Source organism: Acinetobacter shaoyimingii, assembly GCF_011578045.1.
GTDB classification, from domain to species: domain Bacteria; phylum Pseudomonadota; class Gammaproteobacteria; order Pseudomonadales; family Moraxellaceae; genus Acinetobacter; species Acinetobacter shaoyimingii.
In genome coordinates, this window is the sequence record NZ_CP049801.1 from 251020 (window position 1) to 274491 (window position 23472).

Genomic DNA, 23472 nt, shown 5'->3' on the forward strand with positions numbered 1-23472 from the left:
TGAATTGCGTCCTTTTTTATACGCCGTATTTTCCACAAGCTGATCCTGATATGAGATGATGTGCATATCTCCAGATCGCCATTTTTGATAAAGCCATTGATATGATGAATGCCTTAGAACGTCGCTCAACTTTTGCGTTAAGCAGTATTTTTGCACTGCGAATGTTGGGACTGTTCATGATTGTGCCTGTATTTTCAGTTGCGGGACAATCGTATCAATATGCAACGCCTGCACTCATTGGTTTAGCTGTCGGGGTGTATGGTTTAAGCCAAGCCATTTTACAAATTCCATTTAGCTTGATCGCAGATCGTTTTAGTCGTAAACCCCTTATTGTACTTGGGTTGTTATTGTTCGCTTTAGGGGGTGCAGTGGCGGCCATGTCAGACAGTATTTATGGTGTGATTATCGGGCGGGCAATCGCAGGTGGTGGTGCTGTTTCTGCGGTGGTGATGGCGTTGCTTGCCGATGTCACTCGTGAAGAAAACCGAACCAAAGCCATGGCGATCATGGGCATGAGTATTGGTTTGTCTTTTGTGGTGGCATTTAGTTTAGGACCTTGGCTGACTAGCCTTGTCGGAATTTCAGGATTATTCTGGGTAACGACATGTATGGGGCTATTGGCAATCCTCATGTTGTTTTTAGTGCCATCCACTACACGTCATCATAAAAACTTCCAACAAGGCTATCTCACGCAGCTTAAACAAGTGCTGAAAATGCGTGATTTAAATCGTCTACACGTATCGGTATTTGCATTACATTTGCTACTGACTGCGATGTTTATTTATGTGCCATCTCAGTTGATTGACTTTGCCAAAATTCCACTGTCACAACATGGTTTAGTGTATTTGCCTTTGTTGGTAATTAGCTTATTTTTTGCTTTCCCAAGTATTATATTGGCTGAGAAATATCGCAAAATGCGTGGCATTTTCTTAACGGCCATTGGCGGAATCATTGCAGGTTTATTGATTTTAATTTTTGGTTACCAGTCCAAATATATTTTGCTACTGGGACTAGGATTATTTTTTATTGCTTTTAATGTGATGGAAGCACTTTTACCTTCTTGGTTGTCTAAGGCAGCACCAATTCAATCCAAAGCAACCGCAATGGGTGTCAATGCCAGTGGGCAATTTTTAGGGGCATTTTGTGGCGGTATTTTAGGTGGGCAGCTGATCATGCTCAACAATACTGCACTCGGGTGGGGAATTTTAACGGCAATTGCTATTGTTTGGTTATTGATAAGTTTTGGTCTATCTCAACCACGCTATTTATCGTCTTTAGTTTTCAAATTACCTGAATTAAAAGAAACAGATGAATGGACTTCTCAGTTGCTATCAATTCGTGGTATTGAAGAAGTCGTGGTGATGTCTGATCAACAAGTCGCCTATGTTAAGGTCGATAAGCAACAAATTGATGATGCAGCGCGACAACATTTATCGCACTTGTTAGGTAAAGAGGTAGCCATTTAATCATAACTCTTATAAAGTAAAACATAGATTGAATAGGAAGATTAAAGCACATGCGTGGCGTAAATAAAGTTATTTTAGTTGGTACTTTAGGTAAAGATCCGGAAACTAAAACATTTCCGAATGGTGGTTCTCTCACACAATTTTCTATTGCAACTAGTGAATCTTGGACTGATAAAAATTCGGGTGAACGAAAAGAACAAACAGAATGGCACCGAATTGTATTGCACAACCGTTTAGGCGAAATTGCTCAGCAATATTTGCGTAAAGGCTCTAAAGTTTATATTGAAGGTTCATTGCGTACGCGTCAATGGACAGATCAAAATGGTCAAGAGCGTTACACCACAGAAATCCGTGGTGAACAAATGCAAATGCTAGACTCAAACCGTCAGCAAAATGATGGTGCGGGTGAAGGTGGTTTCCAACAACCTCGTTTCAACAATAACAACCAAAATGGTGGTTATGGTCAACAAGGTGGTTATAACAACCAAGCAGCACCAGGTGGTTATGGCAACAACAATGTGAATCAAGGTTTCCAATCTCCTAAACCTCAGCAACAACCTGCTAAGCCTATGGCAACAGCACCTGCTGATTTGGATGATGATTTACCGTTCTAGATCATATATAAATATGATTTGTTAAGTTATTAATGATTCTTTGAGTTGAAAATAATTTCAATTCAAAGACTTAAGGTGTAAAAATAGCTTCTTTTATTTTGTTAATAAGAGAAGCTATTTTTTCAACTATAGAAAATGTTAAATTAAAAGTGCATATATAATTTATTTTGTTAAGATAGTGTGCTAAAAAGAATGTATCAAGGTTGGAAGTTTATGAGATGGGTGTAGAGGTAATCTTGCATGATTCTGGAGAATTGTTGCCTATACTTCTTGATGATGATGGTATGCCAATACCTTTACCAAATGAGTTTATTCTTTCCAAAAGGAAAGCAAGTGCTAATACATTGATCAGGAACTTAAGAGAAATAAAATTATTATATGAATGGTTCTACATTCAAAATATTGACTTATATGAAAGACTGATTCAGAAGAAACCTTTTACTGAAGCTGAAATTACAGGAAGTCTTGCAGAATTTCTAAGAAAGGATCATGAAAAAAGACATAAGAAGATCAAGATTGCAGTCAAACCAGATACGTTTAATCAAAGACTCATCACGATTAAACAATTTTTAAATTGGTATATTGAACTATATATTGGGACTCTACCTTTTACATCAAATAATTATCAATATTACATCACATATAAGACAAGGCTTAACTACTTGCTTGATAACTGCTTTATAAACTCCTCACCAACTAATAAAAGCCTTAGTAAAGGATTAAGTAGTAGTGAGCAATCTAATCTTATTAAGTTGGTTAAGCCCCAAAAGGAAAGTCAAAATCCCATTGAGTATAGAAATTATATTATGGTGATGTTGATGCTTTCTTTTGGATTGCGTCCAGGAGAGCTTTTAAGCTTAAGAGTGGAAGATATACAGCTTGGAGGAATATCTTCTATAAGAGTGCATCGTCGTCCACCAGATGCTAATGATAAGAGAAAGCAGAGACCTCAAATTAAGAGAAATGGACGAACATTATCAATTAATGATAAAGCTCTTGCGAAAGAGTTAGATATCTATATTACAAAGTGGAGAGAGATGTTAGATCAGAGAAATCAAACTTCTATTGAGTGGGATTACTTAATTCTTAATCAAGATGGACAACCTCTTTCACTAGCCTCAATTACTCAATACTTTCAAATTTTGAAAGGAAAATATGTTGAACTAGTGCCTCCTAATTTCAGTCCAAAGACTTTAAGGCATACTTTTTCATCTTCAATGGAGCGTTTACTAAGAGATGCTGGTGTTGAAGAAGACAATAGAAAAAAAGCATTAGCATATTTGAGGGGGGATAGTTCGTTGTCCTCACAAGATGTTTATACATTCAAAGAAACAGAATTAGAAGCTAATAAATATTTAGGACAATATCAGCGTGAGATTTTTGGAATCTAAAACTATGCAGCAGGCTTTATTTTCTAATGAGAATGGTTGGAGAGATATTCCTGATTTTATTATTAGTCGTGAAGGAAAAAAGGTAAATACAGTAAGTGACTTGTGGAACTTACCATATGCTATTGATATCTCTAGTTCTAAATTAGATTTTTCTAAAATTCCAAATGAAAATTTTAAGTGGGTATTAAAATCTTTCGTCATAGAAAAAATTGAAAAAGTATCTACTCATGCCGGTTTACAGCATTTTCAGGATATTTGGGCAAAATTTTTCCGAAACAATATTGAAGTTATAAATTCTGCTCAAGATATTGAAGAAACTCTAATTTCAGTAGTTGAAAGTGCGATTAATTTAGGTCGTGCAGAGCACAAACTCTGGACGTTATATAGACCGATACAATGGTATTTGTATGGAGCTGAGCATTATCCTGAGTTAGGTTTTTCAACAGCTTATGCCAGTATTTTAGAAACGATGTCTATTCCTGGGAATCCGAAAGGAGAAGCTGTAAGGATGGAGGATCCAGACTCAGGACCTTTAAATCATAGTTTGGAACTTCCTTTGCTAATTCAGGCCTTAAAAAAAGATCAGAGTCAAGAACTTATACATTTACAACAGAAAGCTGCTGTTGCTCTTTCAATTGCTTATGGTCGAAATCCAGCTAATCTAACTTATTTAAGACATTCTGATGTTGTTAATTTAACACCAGAATCAGATGATCCTGTTTATGTCTTAAAAATCCCTCGCATTAAAAAGAGGTTAGTAAATCCGCGCGATGATTACAAAGAAGAGTTTCTTGATCCAGCTTTCGCACAGCATGTTCATGATTTGATTAGAGCGAATAATGAGAAGAACTATGCTGTTCTTTATCATGGGGGTAAAAAGCTCCAAAATCCTCAGCCGCTCTTTTTTAATATAAATGGAAACGAGGCAGCGATATTATCTGGCGATTATGAGAATGCTTATAACTTTTCCTCTTCGATGATTACCTCTTTAATTAAAGGGTTTGTAAGAAGGCATAATATTATTTCTCCTCTGACAAAGGAGTTAATGTATGTTACAGCTAGAAGGCTTCGATATACCCTTGCAACAGGTTTAGCGGCTGAGGGCATTAGTAAGGCAGCTTTAGCTAGAATCTTGGACCATACAGATACTCAGCATGTTCACGTATATTTTGAGCTAGCAGGTAAAATTGTTATTCAGCTAGATAAAGCAATTGCAAAAGCCTTTTCTCAATATCTTAGCTATTTCTCTGGTCATATAATTGACTCTTTAGAAAATGCTATTAATGGTGATAATCCTGAAAAGCATTTGGTTTTTAAGGGGGATATGATTGAGGATGGCATTAAAGATATTGGAGTATGTGGTGAATCAAATATATGTCATCTAGATCCTCCCTTTTCATGTTACTTATGCCCAAAATTCCAGCCTTATATACATGCTGACCATGAATACGTACTTGAGAGTCTACTGAACAGTAGAAATGAGCGTTTAGAAAAATATGAAAATGCTCGTTTAGGAATCCAGTTAGATGAAGTTATTTTTGCTGTAGCACAGGTAGCAGAAGCTTGTAAGAAGGAATATGTATGAGAACTGGAAAAGTTTTAAGAAAATCAAAAGTTATTCCCTTCTTAACAAGCCTACAAATCGATAGACAAGTGAATTTTAATAATCTTGTTGCCAAAGCAAAATTATTAAAATTAGATGGTGTTGAGATTATTCAATGGGAGGAAGAGGTTTGGGAAATAACAAGTGGACGTTTATTACAACAAAGTGGAAGAAACAACTTTTTAATTAAAATGAGCTTTATTTATCCCCCGAAATTAGGTGGGGAACGCATTGGAGGAGATTGGGAGCAATTAGCAAAAGCATTATTTTTGTTAAGACTACATTCCAAGCAACAGAACTTATCAAATCAACGAGGTTTTATAGGAGTTGTAGGTTATATCGCTTATTTTGTTAATCAGCGTAAGGCCTCTATTTACAATCTTACGAGAGAGGATTTGGATCATGCTTGTGATGAAATTTCAAAAGATTATTCAGAAACATCAGCCTACAATTTTCACAAGTTAGTTGCGGAATTTGCAGGCCACCTTGATGCCAATGGTTTGTGTAAAAACTTACTTAATTACAAATATTCCAAACAAAAAAGACCAAAGTCAGTAAATGCTGTTGGTACTAAACGACTAGATGATCCAGCTACTTTAGTAACCAATGAAAAAGTATTAGCTCCAGTGGTGTTTAAAGTGCTAGGACAGCTATATCAAAATGTACCAAAAGATCATAAATATCGTTTTTATATACTGTTATTAACTTTCTTTGCTTGTACGGGGCGGAGATTTTCAGAGCTTTCTTTATTGCCAAATCAAGAAATTCAATTTGATGAAGATGGTGTACCCTATTTAGAGTATTTCCCTAGAAAAGCATCTAAAGGTAATACTTTTACTCCGAAAAGAAAATTGTGGCTTCCTTCGAAAACTTTAGAGTTACTAAGTGGCGTTATTTCAGAAATTCAAACTCTTACTGAAAAATGCAGAGAAAGTGCTCTTGAGATGCATAAATCTCAAACTGTAGATCTTAGATTTTTAAAAAATTGCCCAGATAAACTTTATAAGTCGGACTTAATAGAATTGGATATTAATCCAAAAATTTTAGATTGTACGAGTAGGTTGACTAAAGAAAGTTTGGTATTCCCTGATCATGAAAAGTTAACTACTGCGGGGCGCAAACCTACTTATCCAATATGCTATACAACTCGTGCAGGACTAAAAAAATATTGTGAATACAATTTTAATTCAAAGAGTCTTTCTCCATTCCATATTGATCAATTCGGTAAAGAGTATTTTTTGCACGATCTAATGTTTTTACGCTATTACACAATGTCTGGTGGCAAAAGTGAAGCTTACTGGTTAACAGTAGAGTGTTCTCATTCTATGCTTACGAATTTCTTAAGGTATATAGATGATTTAGTAGCTCAATATGTAGGTTTAGAAAATATTCCTGAATTCACTACCCATGATTTTAGGCATACTCTAAATACTATATTGGATGAAGGTGGTTTATCTGATCTTATACAAACTGAATGGTTTGGTCGCTCAGATCCTCAAGATACAAAAGCTTATCAACATACTAGTCCTGAAAAGAAAGCTCTCATCATAAGAGAACAATTAAAAAATGGTGAAGCTGGAGGCAGGTTAGCTGAGCAGATTTTTAATCTTCCAATCAATATCCAAGATGCTGTATTAGCGGCTAGGGTTCAAGCGGTACACGATGTTGGGACTGGATTATGTATTCATAATTTCTCACAATTGCCCTGTGAGCGCCATTTACAGTGTTCTGCTGACTGTAAGGATTATGTATGGGTTAAAGATGATAAGCGTCGTTTAGAGGAACAAAAGCGTATTCTTGCTATTACTGTACATGCTCAAGAAGCAGTCCAGCAACAAAAGCAATCCAATCGGGTGAAGAAAAGTCTAGATTGGGAGTTGCACAACAATAAAAAAATTAATGTTTTGTCAAAGCAGCTAGAAGATAATGGTGTAATTGAATTTGACCCAAAAGCTTATTTAGAGGAACTTTCAAATGTCTAGTAAGTTTCAGCGTATGACAGAAGTTGATGAGCAAAGAATTATTCGTGAGTTAAACAAATGGGCGTTGGGTCATTTTGGATCTAAATTAACTTGGGCTATTTTAGAGGATAGATTCAAATTCTCTCGTCAGTCCATGCAAGCTAAGCCTCAAATAAAAGCAGCTTACGATGTAGCTAAACAATCTTTATCAAATGGCGGAGTTACTTCAAAAGAAGATTTGGGTAAAACTGTCGAGGAATTAAAAACAGAAATAGAATCGTTAAAGATACAACTCAATTCTTTCCAAGAAAAAGAAATTAAATGGAAAAAGAGATGGCAACAAATAGCCTATCATATTCGTCAAAAAGGTATTCAAGTGAGTGATGTTGATAAGCCTGTTCATCCTAAAACAGCCTTACCAAGTCACACAACTACCGAAAAGACTCTGAAAGAATTTGATAAAGAAATCCCCTTGTCGGGACGGATTTGATCTTTATCTAAGATGCGATAACGCTCTGAAGAGCAGAGCGATACGCTTTTAACTCAAGAAGTTGGGATGAGCATACCGTTTTCGCATCATATATCTTGTTTGAGATATTCGGAAAACTTAGTTCTAGTTTTCTATATTTTTCAACTTGTTTTTCTAAAAAAATAATTTCAGAACTGACTTTTGCTTCCTCTAACTTGATTTTAGAAACATCAGATTCTTCTTTATTTAAGAATCTGATTTCATTGATTTTAGGTGTTTCTTTAAAAAGAGAAAATCTAGGATGGTGCTGGTTTAACTCTTTCTCTAAAAAACCTAATTCAACAAGTTTGCGTAATATCCGGTACATACGTTGACGATTAAAGCGATGACGTTCTTTTTTAGACAATTTCATTTGCTTCCAAAAATCATTAGCAGTCCAGTCATGAATTGAATTTGATTCGATGACAGGGAGAAGTACCTCGAATAAAGGCATTTTAAGAAGTTGCATGGTTAAATACGCTTCAAATTTACAATAAAAGAGGATTATAAGCCGTGGATATATAGTCCTCAAATAGTGATAGTTCTGTTTTTTGAGCAGTTGATTCAAAATATGTCAGAACTTACAGTTTCTTTTGGTTTGAAGGTTCGCGAACAAAGAAAACTAAAAAATCTATCTCAAGAAAGGCTTGCTTTGCTCTGTAATATAGATCGTAGTTATATGGGACGTATAGAGCGTGGTGAAGTAAATATTACTTTAGAGAAACTTTATGAATTGGCAAAAGTTTTAGAAACTTCACCTAAAAATTTACTTCCATAAACCATTGAAAAAATGATAAAAATCACAATATAAAATAGCTTATAAATTTATAATTGAGGGAAATCTAATGGAGCCATTTTCAATTACTGCAACTGTTTTATCAGGAGTGGTGTATGACATTATTAAAACATCTGCAAAACTGACATTAGATAACTTTAAGACAAAAGTTAAAGGATGGTTAATTGATGATGTTACTGCACAGAAAGTAGTAGATGAAATTAATCAAATCTCTGATCTTGAAGATTATAGTGAGAAAGGTCTCACCAAAAAGCTTGAACAGAATGAAAAATTAATAGAGATGCTAAAGACAATTAAACTTGATCAATCGGTGAGACAGGTCACACAGATCCATTCAGGATCAGGTGATAATGTAGCGGGCGATAAAAATGTGACATATAAATCAGATCTTTAAACTTTGGAAAGCACTATGACAGAATCGGTCAAGCAGGAACATTTTGGAACGGGTGATAATGTAGCTGGTGATAAGATTGTCCAATCAATACAGGCAATTGATTTTGTCAAAGTTGCTTATAATTTATATTATTTGATTAATATTGGATCATTTGATAAGGCAAAAAGCCAGCTAGAATCAAATATTCATATACCTTCGAAATCGGCACAAGTTGTTGAGCTTTTGGACGTATTTACTATATACCTAAATTCCAAAAGAAGTCTAAAAGTTGACGGTGATTTAAATACTATAAAAAGAGCAATACGTTTAGGTTCGCCAGAATTCTTAGATCTTTATAAATCGATTTTGGTAGAAATGACTTATTTAACTTCTGAGAGTGAAGCATTAGAGGTATATAATAATTTTTCAGAAGATCGATCTGATTATTTAGAGAACATTAAGCTTCGTTATTTCGCTGATGAAAATGAGTTAAACGAAACCTTTTCTAAAAAAATACTGGTTTTAGATGAACTAGGGTTATTATTTTTGGCTAGAGGATTAGCTAGAGTAGAAAAGAGAGAAGAGGCTCTAGTCGTATTAGAAAAAATTAAAGATGATGATAAAAATTTAAAAATTCTTAAGTTGGTAATTTCATATGACAAGCTATTGAATAAGCTGGATAGACCATTAGAGTATTTAGAAGAAAACATTGTTGAAGAATTTTTTTTAATAGCTTCTTCGTTTCTTGAATTAATTAAGGATGAGAGTGAGATTAGTCAGAATGCTCTGAGACTATTGATTAACCTTGTTATTAAATCAAATTTTTCAATCTGTAATATTTTGGATGTGGCTGTAAAATTCATTAATGTTATTAGACCAATAAGTAGTGAAGTTGCTGATGCTCTAGAAAACTACTCAGAAAAAAATGTAGAAATTAATCAGGATATATTGAGTAAAATAAATGATTTAAAACCCTTAAATTTGGAAGAAGCTACTCTTTGTCTAAATGCACTAACTTTAAATAAAATTAATTTTAGGGTCTTAATAAAATGGATTTCTCAATGTGGGGAAGTTGAAGATGAGAATAAATTTGATAAAGATTTATTAACTTTAGTTTTAAAATCTTTTGTTTTTAAAGATAAAAAAAATGTTAATGAGTTTGAAGAAGAATTTTCTAAGTTTTTAGATTATAAAGAAAGGAAATTTAGAAGCATACACCCATTCTATATAATTACCCTTTGTGATAATTTATTCGTATTTAAAAAACAGCAATTTTTGAATACGAATAAATTATTGGAAAAAATTATTTCCAAGAAACCTTCTCAATCAAGGATTTATTTATATTATCTTTATTCTTTAATGAATTTAGAAAAATATGACACTTTAAATTCTCATATAGAAAATATTGATTCTGATGGTATTAATCCTGACTTCTTAATATTGAGAGCGAGATATTATGATGTTGTAGGGGATTATGTAAATTCAAAAAAAGATTATATTAGAATTATTGATTATTATAAGGATAGTTTGAATATTTGGTTGGATTATTTACTTTTAAGCTTGAAACATGAAAGTGTTGATCAAACAAGAAAAATACTAGATGATATTCCTGAAAAGATTTTAACACCAAGAGCTAAAAATATTTTTAGATTTATCTATTTGGTTTACACAGAAATTGATTCTGTTTATGCAGAAAAGTTAATAACGAAATTGTTTTTGATGGAGCCTAATTTTGTTGCTCCTTATTTGTGTAATATGCATTTTTCCCTAATTGCTAATAAAAAAGAGCTTGTAAGTGATTTAGTATATGAAAATATTCATGCGGGTATAATTTATGAAGATGAAGGTGAACGAAAGCAAAAACTGATTGTTTCCGATGACTTTTTTGATTGCTCACATTTTGTTAATGCCAATTGTAATTTAGGTATTTCTTTGCTTGAAATGGATATTGATGAGGAACGTATTGTAAATTATCAAAAGATAAAATTAATTGAGAAACAACCAATTTATTTAACTATTTTCCAGATAGCATTACAAATAACGAATGATAATAGACATAATTCTTCAGATTTTACTTTTTATCCATTTAAGGTTAGGGATAGTTTTGTCGTAGAGGATATGAAAGAAATTTTAAAACGCTTTTCTGTAGATGATACTACAGAAGAGTTGATTTCTAATCCTGATCTATCAATGTATATAAAAGGTAGCTTATTTAAAAACAATGATGAGTTTGAGACTGTTTTAAAAATATTGCAGAATAAGAAAGCAAATTTCTGTTTATCTAATCCTATTGGTAATACGGTAGCTTGTGATGCACTTGTATTAGATGCCTATTCGTTCACTTATTTATGTTTCAATGATAACCATAAGGCACTAATCAAAGCAGGAATTAAAGTTTTTCTTACCAAGGAAACTTTTGATGTTATTTCTTCATGGATAAATAAGGTTACTGATGAGCAATTTTTATCTATAGCTTTTTCAGAAGGATCCTTAATAAAAACAGATGCGAATACTATTTCAACTAGTTACGCATCTTTTATTGATCAACTAAACGATCTACTTAGTCATTCTAGAGTAATTTCTCCAAATATTATTGATTTACCTGATTTTGCCAATGAAATAAGAGATATTTTGAGTCCTTCAGTTTTATCTACTTTAAGACTTTCAATTGCAAATGATATTCCTTGGTTATGCTTGGATTCAGCACTGAGGACAATATTTGTTAAGCAGGATGATGTTAAGGTTGTAAAATTACATGATTTCTTGAGCTTTATTGGAAATTATATGGACTTTGAGAGTCGTAAAATATCCATGATTCAATGGTCGAACTTTGGGCTTTTTACTGTTTATGGCTATCAAGACTTAATACAACTAGCAAAATCAACAGATTCAAATGATTGGATATTATTAACGAAGTTATTGAATGAAACCCCTTTGGGCTTTAATAATTACGAGCAAGCTTTGTTTGTGTTATCGGCTATTCTAAAACTAACACTTTGCAAATATTTGAAAAAAAATAACTTGATAGAAATAACGTCATTAGAAAACCTAATTTTTGCCTGTATCAATAAATGTATGCAAAGCATTTCAGGGACATCTAGAGAAGATCGTCTAGCGACAGTGATTATTGAAGTGATTGATTCGATAAGATTTTCAGAATATTTATTCAAAATATTCTGTAATTTTCTTGGTCAGTATGCTGTAGGGAACTTTTTAAATATAGCTTATATTAATGAAAGAATTGAGATTTTAATGAATGATGTATGAAAGTGAGTTGATCCAACTGGTAATCAATTACTTCTACAAAGCCGATGGCTGTTCACTTCGTTAAATAGAGAGTGTTTTTTAGATTGGAAATATCTTAAATTATCTTAACTCTATCACTTGTTTATAGTTACTTTTCACTTATATTTAACTTATTGATTAAATTAGATTCGGTTGTCACAATGAGTGAACAATTACAGCAAAAACCTAAAGCTCCTCGTAAAAAGTTCAAACTGACAAAGCAATTAATCAGAATTGCTTTGGATAATGGTCATACTCAAATCAGCATACAAAAGATGTGTAGATTGAGTAGCCAATCACAAGTAAGTGACTGGAAGAATGGGGTAAAATTAGCTTATGAAGATCAAATAAAGCCTCTTCTAGATTTATATGGTCATAAACTTAGGAAAGTTACCTCACAACTCTATCAGGTGCATAAGTCTGAAGAAGAAATTCAGTTGGAAGAAGAAAATGGTACTGAAGAGTCTTTTCCAATAAAGTTTATTTTGGTTGAAGGTAAAGTGATTTTACGTGAAAAATTTATAAATCCCCAACGAGACTATCAAGGACGTATAAAACGAAAAGATGCACAAGCTATCTTATCTATTCATGATCAAGGTGATAACAAATTTAGATGTGTAATTCAGAAATTAATCACATTTAAGCCTAATAACAATCATCCAGCCCATCATGAGGTGAGTGCAAATTTTTTAGCTGAGATTACAGAGCCTTTAGATATTAATGAGTTAATTCAATTTGTACGTAACTATCGTGAAGAGTCTTTAGTAAATGAAGAATACTTGATTAATTATTTTACTATCGATTACCTATTATTAAATTCGTTAGTCATGAATGGTTATCAAGTAAAAGAAGTTGAAGTGCTTCCTGCAACTTGGTAATTTAAAGTAAACCTCAAGGTCGTAGGCACCTAAAGCCTCACAATGAGTCGTAATCGACTTACTTGATTTTACCGCCTGAGCCTTACAGATCAGCCAATTCGCTCCTGTAACGCGAGGGTAAAATCCATTCTGGCATAGATTTAGATTCTGGAAACAGAATAGGAAACGAAAGTCCCGAAAACTAAGTCTATGAATTAAGGGTTAGGGGTGGGTAAGAAAGGGCAGTCAACGAAAGTTTTGCTGCCCTTTCGTCTATTAATAATTTAAAAAAAGAGAGTATTAACTCCCTTTTTTAAGCTTCTGAGTTTTATGTAACAGCTTATCCAAGAATGGATCATCACAGTATTGCTTCATAATTTACGATTCCTAGTTCTCTTAGAATGCGCTTAACAGTATTTTTAAATTCAATATAACTTCTCTGTTTACTCGGAGTGGAAGGTATCGCTAACTTACGCTGTCCGAATATACAAAGTTGATCGTGTTTTTTACCGCTAATAATACGAAAGCTCTTATGTTTCACTAGTCGCTTTACGTATGCATTGATGTCCTTATCTTTTGAGTAATACATTGCTGTCCCTAAAACAAATAGGAGATCGAAATCTCCTATTTGCATAATACTTTACCCTTGGTAGCGATCATTGTTTGGATTTAATTGATCTGAATGGTTATCAAGAGAATCCCAATAGGCATCATTATTAGGATTGATGCTATCAGAGCGATCATCGTTAGGTGTTCTAGACATTCTATTTCTCCTATCAAAGTGATTATCTAGTGATAAGAATCATAGAAGTTATAAAGAAAACATTTCTGGATATAAAAAAGATAAAGTTAGATAATTTTAGATATTTTTATTTAAGTTACTTTTGTAAAGATAGAAATTAGAAGACGCCAAGAAACTGGAATCAAGATTAATTAAATAGCGATTAACTTTACAAAAACATAAAAATAAATTATAAGTAATTGAATTTTATTGCTTATATTTAATTGTATATGCATTTCCATTTTAATTCAACGGTCATTCATATAAAAAAGCCTCCATACGGAGGCTTTTTTATGGCTTTTGATTAAAGCTCTTACTTAATTTCAGTAATAAACTCTTCACGAGGGCGACGAACTTTTTTCAAGTTCACCAACCAATCTTCATCGACTTTTCGACGACCCAATGCCATTAAGGCCACGGATTTCAAACCCTTCGACTTCAGTTGTAAGAATTCGTCCAAAGCATCTTTATCAAAACCTTCCATTGGCGTTGCATCAACACCCAGTTCAGCTGCCGCTGCTATCGCCATGGCAAAACCAATATGCGCTTGTTTTGCCGCATGATGATGTTGCTGTTCCTCAGTAAAGGTTGAAAAAAGCTGTTTTAGTCCATTCACGACATCTACTGTGGTATCCAAAGGAAGTTGACGTTGAGTATTGGTATAGTCGTAAATTTGCTGGATGCGCTCATCATCCATTTTGTCCCATGCAGTAAACACCAACAGATGTGAGGATTCAGTAATTTGAGGCTGATTCAGTGCTATTGGCGCAATTTTTTCTTTAATACTTGGGCTGGAAATGGCGAAAATATGAAAAGGCTGAATGCCTGCTGATGTCGGCGCCAAGCGAGCAGCTTCTAAAATTTGATCGACCAGATGTTGTTCTAGTTTTTCACCTGTCATACGTTTGGTGGCATAACGCCACTGTAATGCATCTAATAAAATCATGTATTTACCTGTAAATGTGAATGTGATCAATAAAGGAATTCAATTTTTAATTTTTTAATTTTTAAGGGTTAGATGGGGTAGAGCACTTTGAGCATGCCATGCAAATCTTTGGTTTTTCTGCCCAGTATTGTTTCTAAATCTTGGCTTTGAATTTCATACTGGTGATGCTTAATGTCGTATAAAGTGCCTTTGGTTAAATAGACTAAAAACTCAGGCATATTGATATCATTGAGAAGTTTTTCGAAAGTGTCATCTTCAATGTTTTGATAGTGCATATTTGCTTGAGTGAGTTCACTGAGTTCTCGTGCAATATCCTGATAAGAATAGGCTTTACTCCCTGTGAAATGATAGATCTTATTGTTGTGACCTTCTTGTACGAGTAAACGAGCCAATCCTTCACCCATTTCTTCACGAAGCGCATAAGGGACTTTGCCATCGCCACCAGGGAGTAAAATGCCATCTTTAAAAATGCTTTGTCCTAAAATCACGGGAATCGCATCGGCATACATGCTGTTACGTACAAGCGTGTAATCTAAGCCACTTTTTTGTAAGTAAGCTTCAGTCTGGAAGTGGCTGATCATTAAATCTTTTACTCCAGAACGTTCGATATCCTGAATTGCGAGTCCAGTATAGACCACATGTTTTACACCAGCGATTTTTGCAGCATCAATGACATTTTGATGCTGTTCAAAACGGTTCATTTCCATAGTCGAAATAAGTAATAACTTCTCAACGCCTTTAAATGCCTGAATAAGCGTTTCAATGTCATTAAAATCTCCCATTCTGACTTCGATACCTTGATCTATCAGCGATTGGGCTTTTTCTGGATTTCTAGCAAGGACACTAAACTCGTTTTTTTGCACTAAATGATGTAAATGGTGCACTACGCTCGATCCTAAATGACCTGTAGCACCTGTAACTAAAATCATGATGTTCTTCTCTATGTTCACTAGATCACGTGTTGTTTGGTATAACATTCAACAATCCAAACAAATGAATGACTTGATATATAAATATTGATTGTGATTTGATCTGTTATGGAATTCATAAAATCCTCATTTCAGATCAAGCTTTTATTTGTGATGTGAGTCTATGTTAATGCTAAATTTAGAGAGGGCAATCTTGATTTAGCTATACATTTTGATAGTTAAATACGGCTATACATGAGTATAGTAGTGTTCTTTTCTAGGGATTTTTAAAGCATGATCACTGAAGAACAAATAATAAATTTTGAGAAAGATGAATTTGAAAAAGACGCTTGTAGCATTGCTTTTGTAATGGCGCTGAAAGATGCGTTAAATGTGATTAATGGCAAATGGAAGCTCGCAATCGTCTGTACGCTTTTGGCTGAACAACGCCGTTTTAATGATATCGAACGTTTGATTAAAGGCATTACACCTCGAATGATTTCTAAGGAATTAAAAGAGTTAGAAATTAATGGTGTGGTTCGCAAGATTCAACTGACTGAAAATAACTTAAGTGTCACCAAATATGATTTGACTGAATCTGGGAAAAATTTATATGAAGTGATTGTAAAGATGGTGGAATGGGGTAAACAGCATCGGGTTTTAAGCTTAGAACAACATCAAGTAAATGAATAAAATAATAAATTCAAAAAATCGATTATTTTTATAAAAACATACTGTTTTACCGATTTTAAATTTTTTCGTATTCTAACTGCATAGACAAGCAATCCTATGAATGACACGAAGGAATTTAAAATGAGCTTAATCAACACTCAAGTCAAACCATTTACAGCAACAGCATACAAAAATGGTGAATTCATTGAAGTATCTGATCAAGATATGATGGGTAAATGGTCAGTGGTGTTCTTCTATCCTGCAGACTTTACCTTTGTATGTCCAACAGAATTAGGCGATCTTGCTGATAACTATGCTGAATTCCAAAAAATGGGTGTAGAAATTTATTCAGTTTCAACCGACACGCATTTCACACACAAAGCTTGGCACGATTCTTCTGAAGAAATTAAGAAAATCGAATATCCAATGGTTGGCGATCCAACTTGGACTTTAGCGAAAAACTTCGAAGTCTTGATTGAAGCAGATGGTCTTGCAGACCGTGGTACTTTCGTGATTGACCCTGAAGGTAAAATTCAGATCGTAGAAATCAATGCGGGTGGTATTGGTCGTGATGCTTCTGAATTACTTCGTAAATTAAAAGCAGCACAATACGTTCATGCTCACCCAGGTGAAGTATGCCCGGCTAAATGGAAAGAAGGTGATGCAACATTAGCACCATCTATTGATCTAGTAGGTAAGATCTAAGATCTGTAATGATCTGATGATATGAACAGTTAAAGATTGTTCCAGCTAGCCACGACCTAGCCAGCAAGATTGATCTTTAAATCCAAAAAATCCAGAACGATCTCGTTCTGGATTTTTTATATGGATTCAATTTGAAAATAATGACTGTTTTATATGAGATAACCCAGACTTTGCGGTGCATTGCTGCGTATGCCTTCGACCAGATGATCAACCAGTTTTTCCATCACCAAACGTTGTCCTTTACGGGATGCATAAACCAATTGCACCGTACCGATATTGGAGCACCAGTCAGGTAATAAGTGAATCAGACGACCTTCAGCAATATCTTTTTCAACCGTCAAATACGGTAAATCTGCAATGCCTAAACCATCGAGCACAGCATAATAAGCCCCTGCAATATCATTACTCTTCACACGGGGTTGTAAGTGAATATCAATTTCTTCTTGGCGCTCTAAATTATGCAAATGCCAGTGATATTGTTGTTTTTGCGTGCCCAAGACAATACTTGGAAATTCTGTAAGCTCAGTGACCAATTCAATTTGACGACCTTGCAGTAGTTCTGGGCTGGCAACCAGACAGTGCGTGGTTTTAATCACATCTCTGACAATAATGCTCGAGTCTTCATTGGCTTCAAAATTGGTACGAATAGCCAAATCAATATCATCATGTAACACATCTACGCGGCGACTGGTGAGTTCCATTTCAACGTCAACCTTGGGATGATCTTTTAAAAATTGCATCAATAAAGGACGAATTTGATATTCCATCATCACAGGTGGACAACTTAGCTTAATTAAACCTTGAGGCAGTACTTTTTGCTTCATCAGTACATTTTGCGCGGCATCGGCCTGTTCAATCACTTTTTGGCATTCTTCAAAAAATTCTTGACCCAAAGGCGTTACTTTAAAATGACGCGTAGAGCGTTGTATAAGCGTGACATTGAATTTTGCTTCTAAGTCTAAAATACGACGACTGAGTTTCGATTTGGTGATGTTGCTGACTTCACTTGCAGCACTAAAGCCACCATATTTCACAACAAGATAAAAATAATAGTAGTCGTCAAATGAATGCATTGATCACCTCTGGATTTAAATTTGTGCAAGCTGCTCATCCAAATTGTAAAAATTATTTATTTTAATCATGATTATTTTGGGGCGGAGATTGCTTCAAAATGTGAAGGTAGCATAATTTTCATCGATATGCTGTTTTTATGAAACAAGCGATCCTAAGATCGCTCATTCACATATAGCTAAGAACTGAAAAACATTAGCTCAAAGCATTATTTTTTTGTCGACGTGTTTTGCACATAGCTGTTGATCAAGTTGCTATAGTCAGGAATATGACTACCAAATAACGCACCTAGACCTTCAATATCGTTACGCCAGTCACGGTGTAATTCACATGAAGCGCCGAACCAAGTCAACAGTTGAGCACCTGCACTTGACATACGATCCCATGCGGAGTCACGTGTCAATGCATTGAACGTTCCTGAAGCATCAGTAATCACAAACACTTCAAAATCTTCTGCAAGTGCAGAAAGTGTCGGAAATGCGACACAGACTTCAGTCACAACACCTGCAATAATCAGTTGTTTTTTACCTGTTGCTTTGACTGCTTTGACAAAGTCTTCATTGTCCCATGCATTAATTTGACCTGGACGGGCAATATAAGGTGCATCTGGGAACATCTCTTTCAATTCTGGAACCAAAGGGCCATTTGGACCATCTTCAAAGCTGGTGGTCAAAATCGTTGGAAGGTTGAAATATTTTGCTGCAGCAGCTAAAGCCAACACATTATTTTTAAATTTATCAGGATCAATATCACGAACTAAAGAAAGCAAGCCGGTTTGATGATCGACCAATAAAACGGCTGCATTATTTTTATCTAACCGTACATAAGGTTTACCCATGATTGAATTCCTCTACTCTAAATTTGGGGAGTTTTATTTTTCAATTCAAATACATTTTATATTTGAGTGTTTCATCCTAGAAGGTTATGACTAAAGGGTTAAGCCCTAAACACGAGAAAGATAATCATATAAATAAGATAATTTTAAAAAGCCTTGAAATATAAAAGAATGCTTGAAAAAGACACTGAAAATATGATGATTGTCCTAGTGATGAGATGCAGTATGTCGGTTTAGCGCTAGGTACGAGTCTTTAAAAAAATTAAAATGAGCACATGTTAAGCCCTAGAGATAGGAGATGAAAATGAAAAGAATTATTGGCGTTTATCGTAATCAACATATGCATTGGGTCGGTGATGGATTCCCTGTTAAAAATCTATTTTCGTATGATCGTTTAGGTCAAGCCATTAGCCCATTTTTATTGTTGGATTATGCTGCACCCTATCATTTTGAGCCGACTACAGCCCAACATGGTGTCGGTTCTCATCCGCATCGTGGCTTTGAAACTGTTACCGTGGCTTACCAAGGTGAAGTTGAACATAAAGACTCAAGCGGTGGAGGTGGTGTGATCCGTTCGGGTGATGTGCAATGGATGACTGCGGGTGCAGGCTTGGTGCATGAAGAATTCCACGCCAAAAAATTTGCTGAACAAGGCGGATTTTTTGAAATGGTGCAATTGTGGGTCAACTTACCAGCTGCTGATAAAATGACACAGCCTAAATATCAAGCGATTGAGTCTCAAGATATTCCAAAAATTGATTTGGATGGAACAGGGCATATCCGCGTGATTGCAGGTTCATATCACGATCAGACTGGACCCGCATCTACTTTTAGCCCAATCAATGTATGGGATGGAGAATTACAGGTTGGTCATCGTCATACCATTCATGTGCCCGTCGATCACAATGCACTTGTGGTCGTATTGAAAGGTGAAATGCTGTTGAATGATAGTCAAAAAGTTCAAGATCATTCTATTGTGATGTTTGCCAATGATGGTGAAGCTGAAATCAGCATTGAAGCAACTCAAGATGCAAAATTTTTGGTACTTACAGGTAAACCGCTCAATGAACCGATTCAAGGTTATGGTCCATTTGTCATGAATACCAAAGACGAAATTATTCAAGCTTTTAATGATTTCAATTCGGGTAAATTTGGTGAAATACCTGTTTCAGCTTAGAGCATGAATTTTAGATTTGTATTCATGTATTGCAGGTTTCAATTTACAGTTCAATCTCATCACGAAAATGGCAGTTTAGACTGCCATTTTTATTGGTTTTTGAGTGTCTATATACTGCTTAAATGTGTATGAATTTGACCATTTGTTAAAAAATTTAAAAAACAAAACAATGATCGAATTTTAAATTCTGTTAACAACATCATTAAATTTTTAAGTTCAAACTATTTCTTACAAATCATTGGAAGGGCATCGAATATATCAATAAAAAAATAAATCCATTTGAAGTTTTATTTTGAAATATTTAGTCAGTCTTAATAATGCATGTGTGTTTTTAAAATTGGATGAAATGTGAGCTTATTTTCTACCGATTTTCTAGAGACAAAAAAAAAGAGCCTCTATCCCACACAACAGAGACTCTTTTACGCTGTAATTTCTATTTATATTTTTCCTCAATCACGTTAATTATCATTGTTTTATGTGATCTAGTTCTCGTTTTGTGCGGTTATAGTAATGCAAAATAATTGACTTGTAAATACTCATTTCAAATAAATGGTGAAAATATCTAGCTTGTTTTTAAAGATATTTTTAAAAAATTCAAAAATATCAATACCTTTAACTGGTTGGTACGTGTGCAATTGTTGGTTGTTTATCGGACAATTGAATTTTTGGTTAAAATTTGATCTGATAAAGTTGGAAATCTGGCAGTTTTTAATAACCGTTTTTTTAAGATTTTCGAGCATAATAAAAAAAATGGTTAACTCTTGGATAATAATTTTGAAAATTGCAGTGATTGGTAGTGGCATGGCTGGGCTTGCTACTGCAAGAATTCTTAAAGATGCAGGACATCAGATCACTATTTTTGAAGCGCTCCCTGGGCGAGGTATGGATAGCTATAGCCTAGAATATGAAGGCGGTATTATCGACTCGCCATTGCGTGTTATGAATCCGATGTTATGGAGCAATACGCTGAGTTTAGCGACTTATTTAGGTTTGAATACATTTCCTGTTCGTACCTATATGTCATGTAGTTGGTTATTTGAAGACAAAATAGAAACGTGGCTGACGACTTCTCGTACGCGTATTGGTAACTTCCCGATTATTAACAATCGCAAGGGGATTAAACAGTATGGATGGCGATTGGTGAAAGGTTTATTACAACTCAAAACTGCTTTAAATCAATTTTTTAAATCTAAACATCAAGATATTACTTTAGGTGAATTTGCGCAGAAAAATCAGATTGAAGAAGTGTTTTGGCATGGCGCAGTTATGCCAGTGCTTTATACCATTTGTACCTGTGAACCTGAAACGATAGCGCAGTGGCCTGCAAAGCCATTATTGGTATTTTTACGTCAATTGACTGATGGTGACGCATTATTGCGTATTCAAGGTGGGACACCTGCTTTGGTCAATAAATTGATCGATGGGATTGAAATTCATAGTGGTTCGCCTATCACCAAGGTTGAAGAACAGGGTGAGCAGGTCTATGTTGAAAATGATCAAGGTTTTAAAGATCTTTTCGACCGTGTTGTCGTAGCAACACCAACCACCAAAATTGAAGAGTTTTTAAACCAAGAACAATTTGCTGAAGATATTGAATTACTCAAACAATTTAGATTTGAACAAGGTGAGTTGGTGATTCACACCGATCCAATTGTGATGCCTGCCAAACGTAAAGACTGGTGCGTACTCAGTTATATGATGGATCGTAAATTTACCCATCAGCATTTTTCAGTATGGTTGAACTCCATTGAACCAAGTCTTGTGGGTAAATCACCTGTGTTCCAAACTTGGAAACCTGTTGTCGATATCGATCCGAAGAAAATTATCTCAAAAGTGAAATTGACACGTGCAGTGGTGGATTCCAATACGTTGAGTTTGCATGCTGAATTGAAAAAGCGCCATTTGGAAAATAACCGTAAAGTGTTCTTCTGTGGTTCATGGTCATGTGAAGGTTTACCCATCTTAGAATCTGCGGTGACTTCTGCAATGGATGTGGCTCGTATTTTTGGTGCGCCAATCCCATTTGTGGGTTTAAAACCGAAAGTTGAAGTTGCGCCTCAACTGGGGTATTAATGCCATTTGAAATCAAATTGCATTAGGCAACTGAAATGAAATGGCTCCAAGCATTTAAGTTCGTAACACCCAAGCATAAATATGCGATTGATGCGAAAGCATTAGGGGATGATGCTGAATGTGCTTGGAGCAATTTGGGATATTGGAATCATGCTGATGACTCCTATCCCGAAGCCTGTCGCCAATTGGCAGATCATTTAGCTGACATTATTCACTTAACATCAAATGATAAGCTACTGGATTTGGGGTGTGGGCAGGGTGCAAGTGTTTTGCACTGGAAAAATTATTATAAAATACAAAATATTACAGCAGTAGAGTTGCAAGTAGCGTGTGTCGCAAAAATTCAGCAAAAGCAAATAGATCACTTTAACATTTACTGTGGTTCATTTTTAAATCTTAAGCAAATCCAGCTAAATTCTCAGTTTGATGTAATTTTATGTATTGATGCTGCATATCATAGCCCTTTGCATTTATTTCTTGAATCAGTCAGCTTCGTTTTAAAGCCAGAAGGACGATTGGCATTTCACACTTTGATGCTCTCGGAAAAATTTAGCCAACTGAATGTGTTACAACAAGCCAAATATCGATTTTTACTGAAATGTGCAGATGTTCAACTTGCAGACTTAATGTCAAAACCAAAGTTAGCGCAGTGTTTGAGTCATCATGCTTATGATCATATTCAGATTGAAGATTTGAGTGAGCCTGTATTGAACGGATTTTCAAAATACATTCAGGCAAGAAAGCAACATACTGCTTTTAAAGGTTTGGATGGTGTGAAGATTGAGATGACAGCAAAACTCTGCAAAACCTTATATGAGGAAGGTATTGTGCGCTATGTGCAGGTGAGTGCTAAAAAACAGCTTTAAAATATGGGGCACTTACGTTGAGAAAAATAGAGCGATAAAAACAACAAAGCCTCACTAAAAAAGCGAGGCTAAGTAAAATGGTGCCGGCACACGGATTCGAACTGTGGACCTACTGATTACAAGTCAGTTGCTCTACCAACTGAGCTATGCCGGCAACGTGGAGAGAATAATAGCGAATTTTGATAAAAACGCAAGCCAAAAAACGTACAAACGATATAACTGTATGCTTTGAGGCTAAACCGAATGAATAAAATGAATCTCAGACAAGGGGTAAAACAAGTGTCACATCCATGTGATCGTTGATCTACACTATGTCGATCAATAACTCAAAATCATTATTGATCTTCTAACGCTGATTGTTCCTCTGTTATTCTTTTCTATTTTCTTTAAGTTATTATTATTAAGTTTTAAAATACATTTATTTTTATTATGACGTTGTTTTTATTATTATACGAAATCACTTCAATTAATCGTTTAAATTAAATAATAAAAACTTATTCTTTTCTATTTATACAGTCAAAAATGACTGAATAAATAAATTATGGTTCATTATAGATGCAACATCAAAATCATGAATGATTTTA

At 34.7% G+C, this 23472-nt stretch carries 21 protein-coding genes and 1 tRNA gene; 15 read left to right on the forward strand and 7 right to left on the reverse strand.

The window, feature by feature from the left end; translation table 11 throughout:
- The first annotated feature begins 101 nt into the window (after window positions 1-101).
- From G8E00_RS01155 to G8E00_RS01180, 6 genes are all read left to right on the forward strand, one after another.
- Window positions 102-1466, forward strand: coding sequence for an MFS transporter (locus tag G8E00_RS01155; RefSeq protein ID WP_166221440.1), 1365 nt, complete (start codon window positions 102-104; stop codon window positions 1464-1466).
- 50 nt (window positions 1467-1516) lie between these two features.
- Window positions 1517-2080, forward strand: a complete 564-nt coding sequence (gene ssb / locus G8E00_RS01160) for a single-stranded DNA-binding protein (RefSeq protein WP_166221442.1) — start codon at window positions 1517-1519, stop codon at window positions 2078-2080.
- A 218-nt stretch (window positions 2081-2298) separates the two neighbouring features.
- On the forward strand, window positions 2299-3471 hold the full coding sequence (locus G8E00_RS01165; RefSeq protein ID WP_166221444.1) for a tyrosine-type recombinase/integrase: 1173 nt from the start codon (window positions 2299-2301) through the stop codon (window positions 3469-3471).
- A 4-nt stretch (window positions 3472-3475) separates the two neighbouring features.
- Window positions 3476-5056 (forward strand): site-specific integrase, encoded by a 1581-nt coding sequence (locus tag G8E00_RS01170; RefSeq protein ID WP_166221446.1) that lies wholly within the window; start codon window positions 3476-3478, stop codon window positions 5054-5056.
- Window positions 5053-7056, forward strand: coding sequence for an integrase (locus G8E00_RS01175; RefSeq protein ID WP_166221448.1), 2004 nt, complete (start codon window positions 5053-5055; stop codon window positions 7054-7056). Before G8E00_RS01170 ends, G8E00_RS01175 begins: the two co-directional genes overlap by 4 nt.
- Window positions 7049-7525: a protein kinase gene (locus G8E00_RS01180; RefSeq protein ID WP_166221450.1), complete on the forward strand. Its 477-nt coding sequence runs from the start codon at window positions 7049-7051 to the stop codon at window positions 7523-7525. Before G8E00_RS01175 ends, G8E00_RS01180 begins: the two co-directional genes overlap by 8 nt.
- A 7-nt stretch (window positions 7526-7532) precedes the next feature.
- Here the strand turns inward: G8E00_RS01180 and G8E00_RS01185 are convergent, their stop codons facing one another.
- The gene (locus G8E00_RS01185; protein WP_166221452.1) at window positions 7533-8012 is read right to left on the reverse strand and encodes a hypothetical protein; all 480 of its coding nucleotides are present in this window, start codon (window positions 8010-8012) and stop codon (window positions 7533-7535) included.
- Window positions 8013-8114: 102 nt separating this feature from the next.
- Between G8E00_RS01185 and G8E00_RS01190 the strand changes: the two genes are divergently transcribed.
- From G8E00_RS01190 to G8E00_RS01205, 4 genes are all read left to right on the forward strand, one after another.
- Window positions 8115-8321, forward strand: coding sequence for a helix-turn-helix domain-containing protein (locus G8E00_RS01190; RefSeq protein ID WP_166221454.1), 207 nt, complete (start codon window positions 8115-8117; stop codon window positions 8319-8321).
- A 67-nt stretch (window positions 8322-8388) separates the two neighbouring features.
- Window positions 8389-8733: a GapS6a family protein gene (gapS6a, locus tag G8E00_RS01195; protein WP_166221456.1), complete on the forward strand. Its 345-nt coding sequence runs from the start codon at window positions 8389-8391 to the stop codon at window positions 8731-8733.
- Window positions 8734-8748: 15 nt separating this feature from the next.
- Window positions 8749-11979: a GapS6b family protein gene (gene gapS6b, locus G8E00_RS01200; protein ID WP_166221458.1), complete on the forward strand. Its 3231-nt coding sequence runs from the start codon at window positions 8749-8751 to the stop codon at window positions 11977-11979.
- 179 nt (window positions 11980-12158) lie between these two features.
- Window positions 12159-12875, forward strand: a complete 717-nt coding sequence (locus G8E00_RS01205; RefSeq protein ID WP_166221460.1) for an XRE family transcriptional regulator — start codon at window positions 12159-12161, stop codon at window positions 12873-12875.
- 619 nt (window positions 12876-13494) lie between these two features.
- Here the strand turns inward: G8E00_RS01205 and G8E00_RS16460 are convergent.
- The 3 genes from G8E00_RS16460 to G8E00_RS01215 all read right to left on the reverse strand — a co-directional run bounded on the left by G8E00_RS16460 (window position 13495) and on the right by G8E00_RS01215 (window position 15558).
- On the reverse strand, window positions 13495-13617 hold the full coding sequence (locus G8E00_RS16460) for a hypothetical protein (protein WP_264821286.1): 123 nt from the start codon (window positions 13615-13617) through the stop codon (window positions 13495-13497).
- Window positions 13618-13948: 331 nt separating this feature from the next.
- A complete protein-coding gene (locus tag G8E00_RS01210; protein WP_166221462.1) occupies window positions 13949-14581 on the reverse strand; it encodes a nitroreductase family protein in 633 nt (210 codons plus the stop codon).
- A gap of 68 nt (window positions 14582-14649) precedes the next feature.
- Window positions 14650-15558 (reverse strand): SDR family oxidoreductase, encoded by a 909-nt coding sequence (locus G8E00_RS01215; RefSeq protein WP_196781996.1) that lies wholly within the window; start codon window positions 15556-15558, stop codon window positions 14650-14652.
- Between the two features lie 225 nt (window positions 15559-15783).
- On the opposite strand from G8E00_RS01215, the gene G8E00_RS01220 reads away from it, so the two are divergent.
- Both G8E00_RS01220 and ahpC read left to right on the forward strand, forming a co-directional pair.
- Entirely contained in the window at window positions 15784-16182 is a 399-nt protein-coding gene (locus tag G8E00_RS01220; protein WP_166221464.1) for a winged helix-turn-helix transcriptional regulator, read from the forward strand.
- Window positions 16183-16302: 120 nt separating this feature from the next.
- Window positions 16303-16866 carry an alkyl hydroperoxide reductase subunit C gene (gene ahpC / locus G8E00_RS01225; protein WP_166221466.1) on the forward strand — a complete coding sequence of 188 codons (564 nt, stop codon included), beginning with the start codon at window positions 16303-16305 and terminating at the stop codon, window positions 16864-16866.
- Window positions 16867-17015: 149 nt separating this feature from the next.
- On the opposite strand, the gene G8E00_RS01230 is transcribed toward ahpC, so the two are convergent.
- Entirely contained in the window at window positions 17016-17939 is a 924-nt protein-coding gene (locus G8E00_RS01230) for a LysR substrate-binding domain-containing protein (protein WP_166221468.1), read from the reverse strand.
- A 206-nt stretch (window positions 17940-18145) separates the two neighbouring features.
- Window positions 18146-18775 carry an isochorismate family cysteine hydrolase YcaC gene (gene ycaC / locus G8E00_RS01235; RefSeq protein WP_166221470.1) on the reverse strand — a complete coding sequence of 210 codons (630 nt, stop codon included), beginning with the start codon at window positions 18773-18775 and terminating at the stop codon, window positions 18146-18148.
- A 301-nt stretch (window positions 18776-19076) separates the two neighbouring features.
- Between ycaC and G8E00_RS01240 the strand changes: the two genes are divergently transcribed.
- From G8E00_RS01240 to G8E00_RS01250, 3 genes are all read left to right on the forward strand, one after another.
- Complete coding sequence (locus tag G8E00_RS01240; RefSeq protein WP_166221472.1) at window positions 19077-19949, forward strand: pirin family protein; 873 nt, start codon at window positions 19077-19079, stop codon at window positions 19947-19949.
- 774 nt (window positions 19950-20723) lie between these two features.
- Window positions 20724-22022, forward strand: coding sequence for an FAD-dependent oxidoreductase (locus G8E00_RS01245; RefSeq protein ID WP_196781997.1), 1299 nt, complete (start codon window positions 20724-20726; stop codon window positions 22020-22022).
- Window positions 22023-22057: 35 nt separating this feature from the next.
- Entirely contained in the window at window positions 22058-22888 is an 831-nt protein-coding gene (locus G8E00_RS01250) for an SAM-dependent methyltransferase (protein WP_166221476.1), read from the forward strand.
- Window positions 22889-22966: 78 nt separating this feature from the next.
- On the opposite strand, the gene G8E00_RS01255 is transcribed toward G8E00_RS01250, so the two are convergent.
- Window positions 22967-23042 (reverse strand) — tRNA-Thr (locus tag G8E00_RS01255).
- Window positions 23043-23472: the final 430 nt, after the last annotated feature.

Bases quoted from the DNA above. Each gene is read 5' to 3' on its own strand.
- G8E00_RS01155 (WP_166221440.1), top strand. From the start codon at position 102: ATGATGAATGCCTTAGAACGTCGCTCAACTTTTGCGTTAAGCAGTATT.
- ssb (WP_166221442.1), top strand. From the start codon at position 1,517: ATGCGTGGCGTAAATAAAGTTATTTTAGTTGGTACTTTAGGTAAAGAT.
- G8E00_RS01165 (WP_166221444.1), top strand. From the start codon at position 2,299: ATGGGTGTAGAGGTAATCTTGCATGATTCTGGAGAATTGTTGCCTATA.
- G8E00_RS01170 (WP_166221446.1), top strand. From the start codon at position 3,476: ATGCAGCAGGCTTTATTTTCTAATGAGAATGGTTGGAGAGATATTCCT.
- G8E00_RS01175 (WP_166221448.1), top strand. From the start codon at position 5,053: ATGAGAACTGGAAAAGTTTTAAGAAAATCAAAAGTTATTCCCTTCTTA.
- G8E00_RS01180 (WP_166221450.1), top strand. From the start codon at position 7,049: ATGTCTAGTAAGTTTCAGCGTATGACAGAAGTTGATGAGCAAAGAATT.
- G8E00_RS01185 (WP_166221452.1), bottom strand. From the start codon at position 8,012: ATGCAACTTCTTAAAATGCCTTTATTCGAGGTACTTCTCCCTGTCATC.
- G8E00_RS01190 (WP_166221454.1), top strand. From the start codon at position 8,115: ATGTCAGAACTTACAGTTTCTTTTGGTTTGAAGGTTCGCGAACAAAGA.
- gapS6a (WP_166221456.1), top strand. From the start codon at position 8,389: ATGGAGCCATTTTCAATTACTGCAACTGTTTTATCAGGAGTGGTGTAT.
- gapS6b (WP_166221458.1), top strand. From the start codon at position 8,749: ATGACAGAATCGGTCAAGCAGGAACATTTTGGAACGGGTGATAATGTA.
- G8E00_RS01205 (WP_166221460.1), top strand. From the start codon at position 12,159: ATGAGTGAACAATTACAGCAAAAACCTAAAGCTCCTCGTAAAAAGTTC.
- G8E00_RS16460 (WP_264821286.1), bottom strand. From the start codon at position 13,617: ATGTCTAGAACACCTAACGATGATCGCTCTGATAGCATCAATCCTAAT.
- G8E00_RS01210 (WP_166221462.1), bottom strand. From the start codon at position 14,581: ATGATTTTATTAGATGCATTACAGTGGCGTTATGCCACCAAACGTATG.
- G8E00_RS01215 (WP_196781996.1), bottom strand. From the start codon at position 15,558: ATGTTATACCAAACAACACGTGATCTAGTGAACATAGAGAAGAACATC.
- G8E00_RS01220 (WP_166221464.1), top strand. From the start codon at position 15,784: ATGATCACTGAAGAACAAATAATAAATTTTGAGAAAGATGAATTTGAA.
- ahpC (WP_166221466.1), top strand. From the start codon at position 16,303: ATGAGCTTAATCAACACTCAAGTCAAACCATTTACAGCAACAGCATAC.
- G8E00_RS01230 (WP_166221468.1), bottom strand. From the start codon at position 17,939: ATGCATTCATTTGACGACTACTATTATTTTTATCTTGTTGTGAAATAT.
- ycaC (WP_166221470.1), bottom strand. From the start codon at position 18,775: ATGGGTAAACCTTATGTACGGTTAGATAAAAATAATGCAGCCGTTTTA.
- G8E00_RS01240 (WP_166221472.1), top strand. From the start codon at position 19,077: ATGAAAAGAATTATTGGCGTTTATCGTAATCAACATATGCATTGGGTC.
- G8E00_RS01250 (WP_166221476.1), top strand. From the start codon at position 22,058: ATGAAATGGCTCCAAGCATTTAAGTTCGTAACACCCAAGCATAAATAT.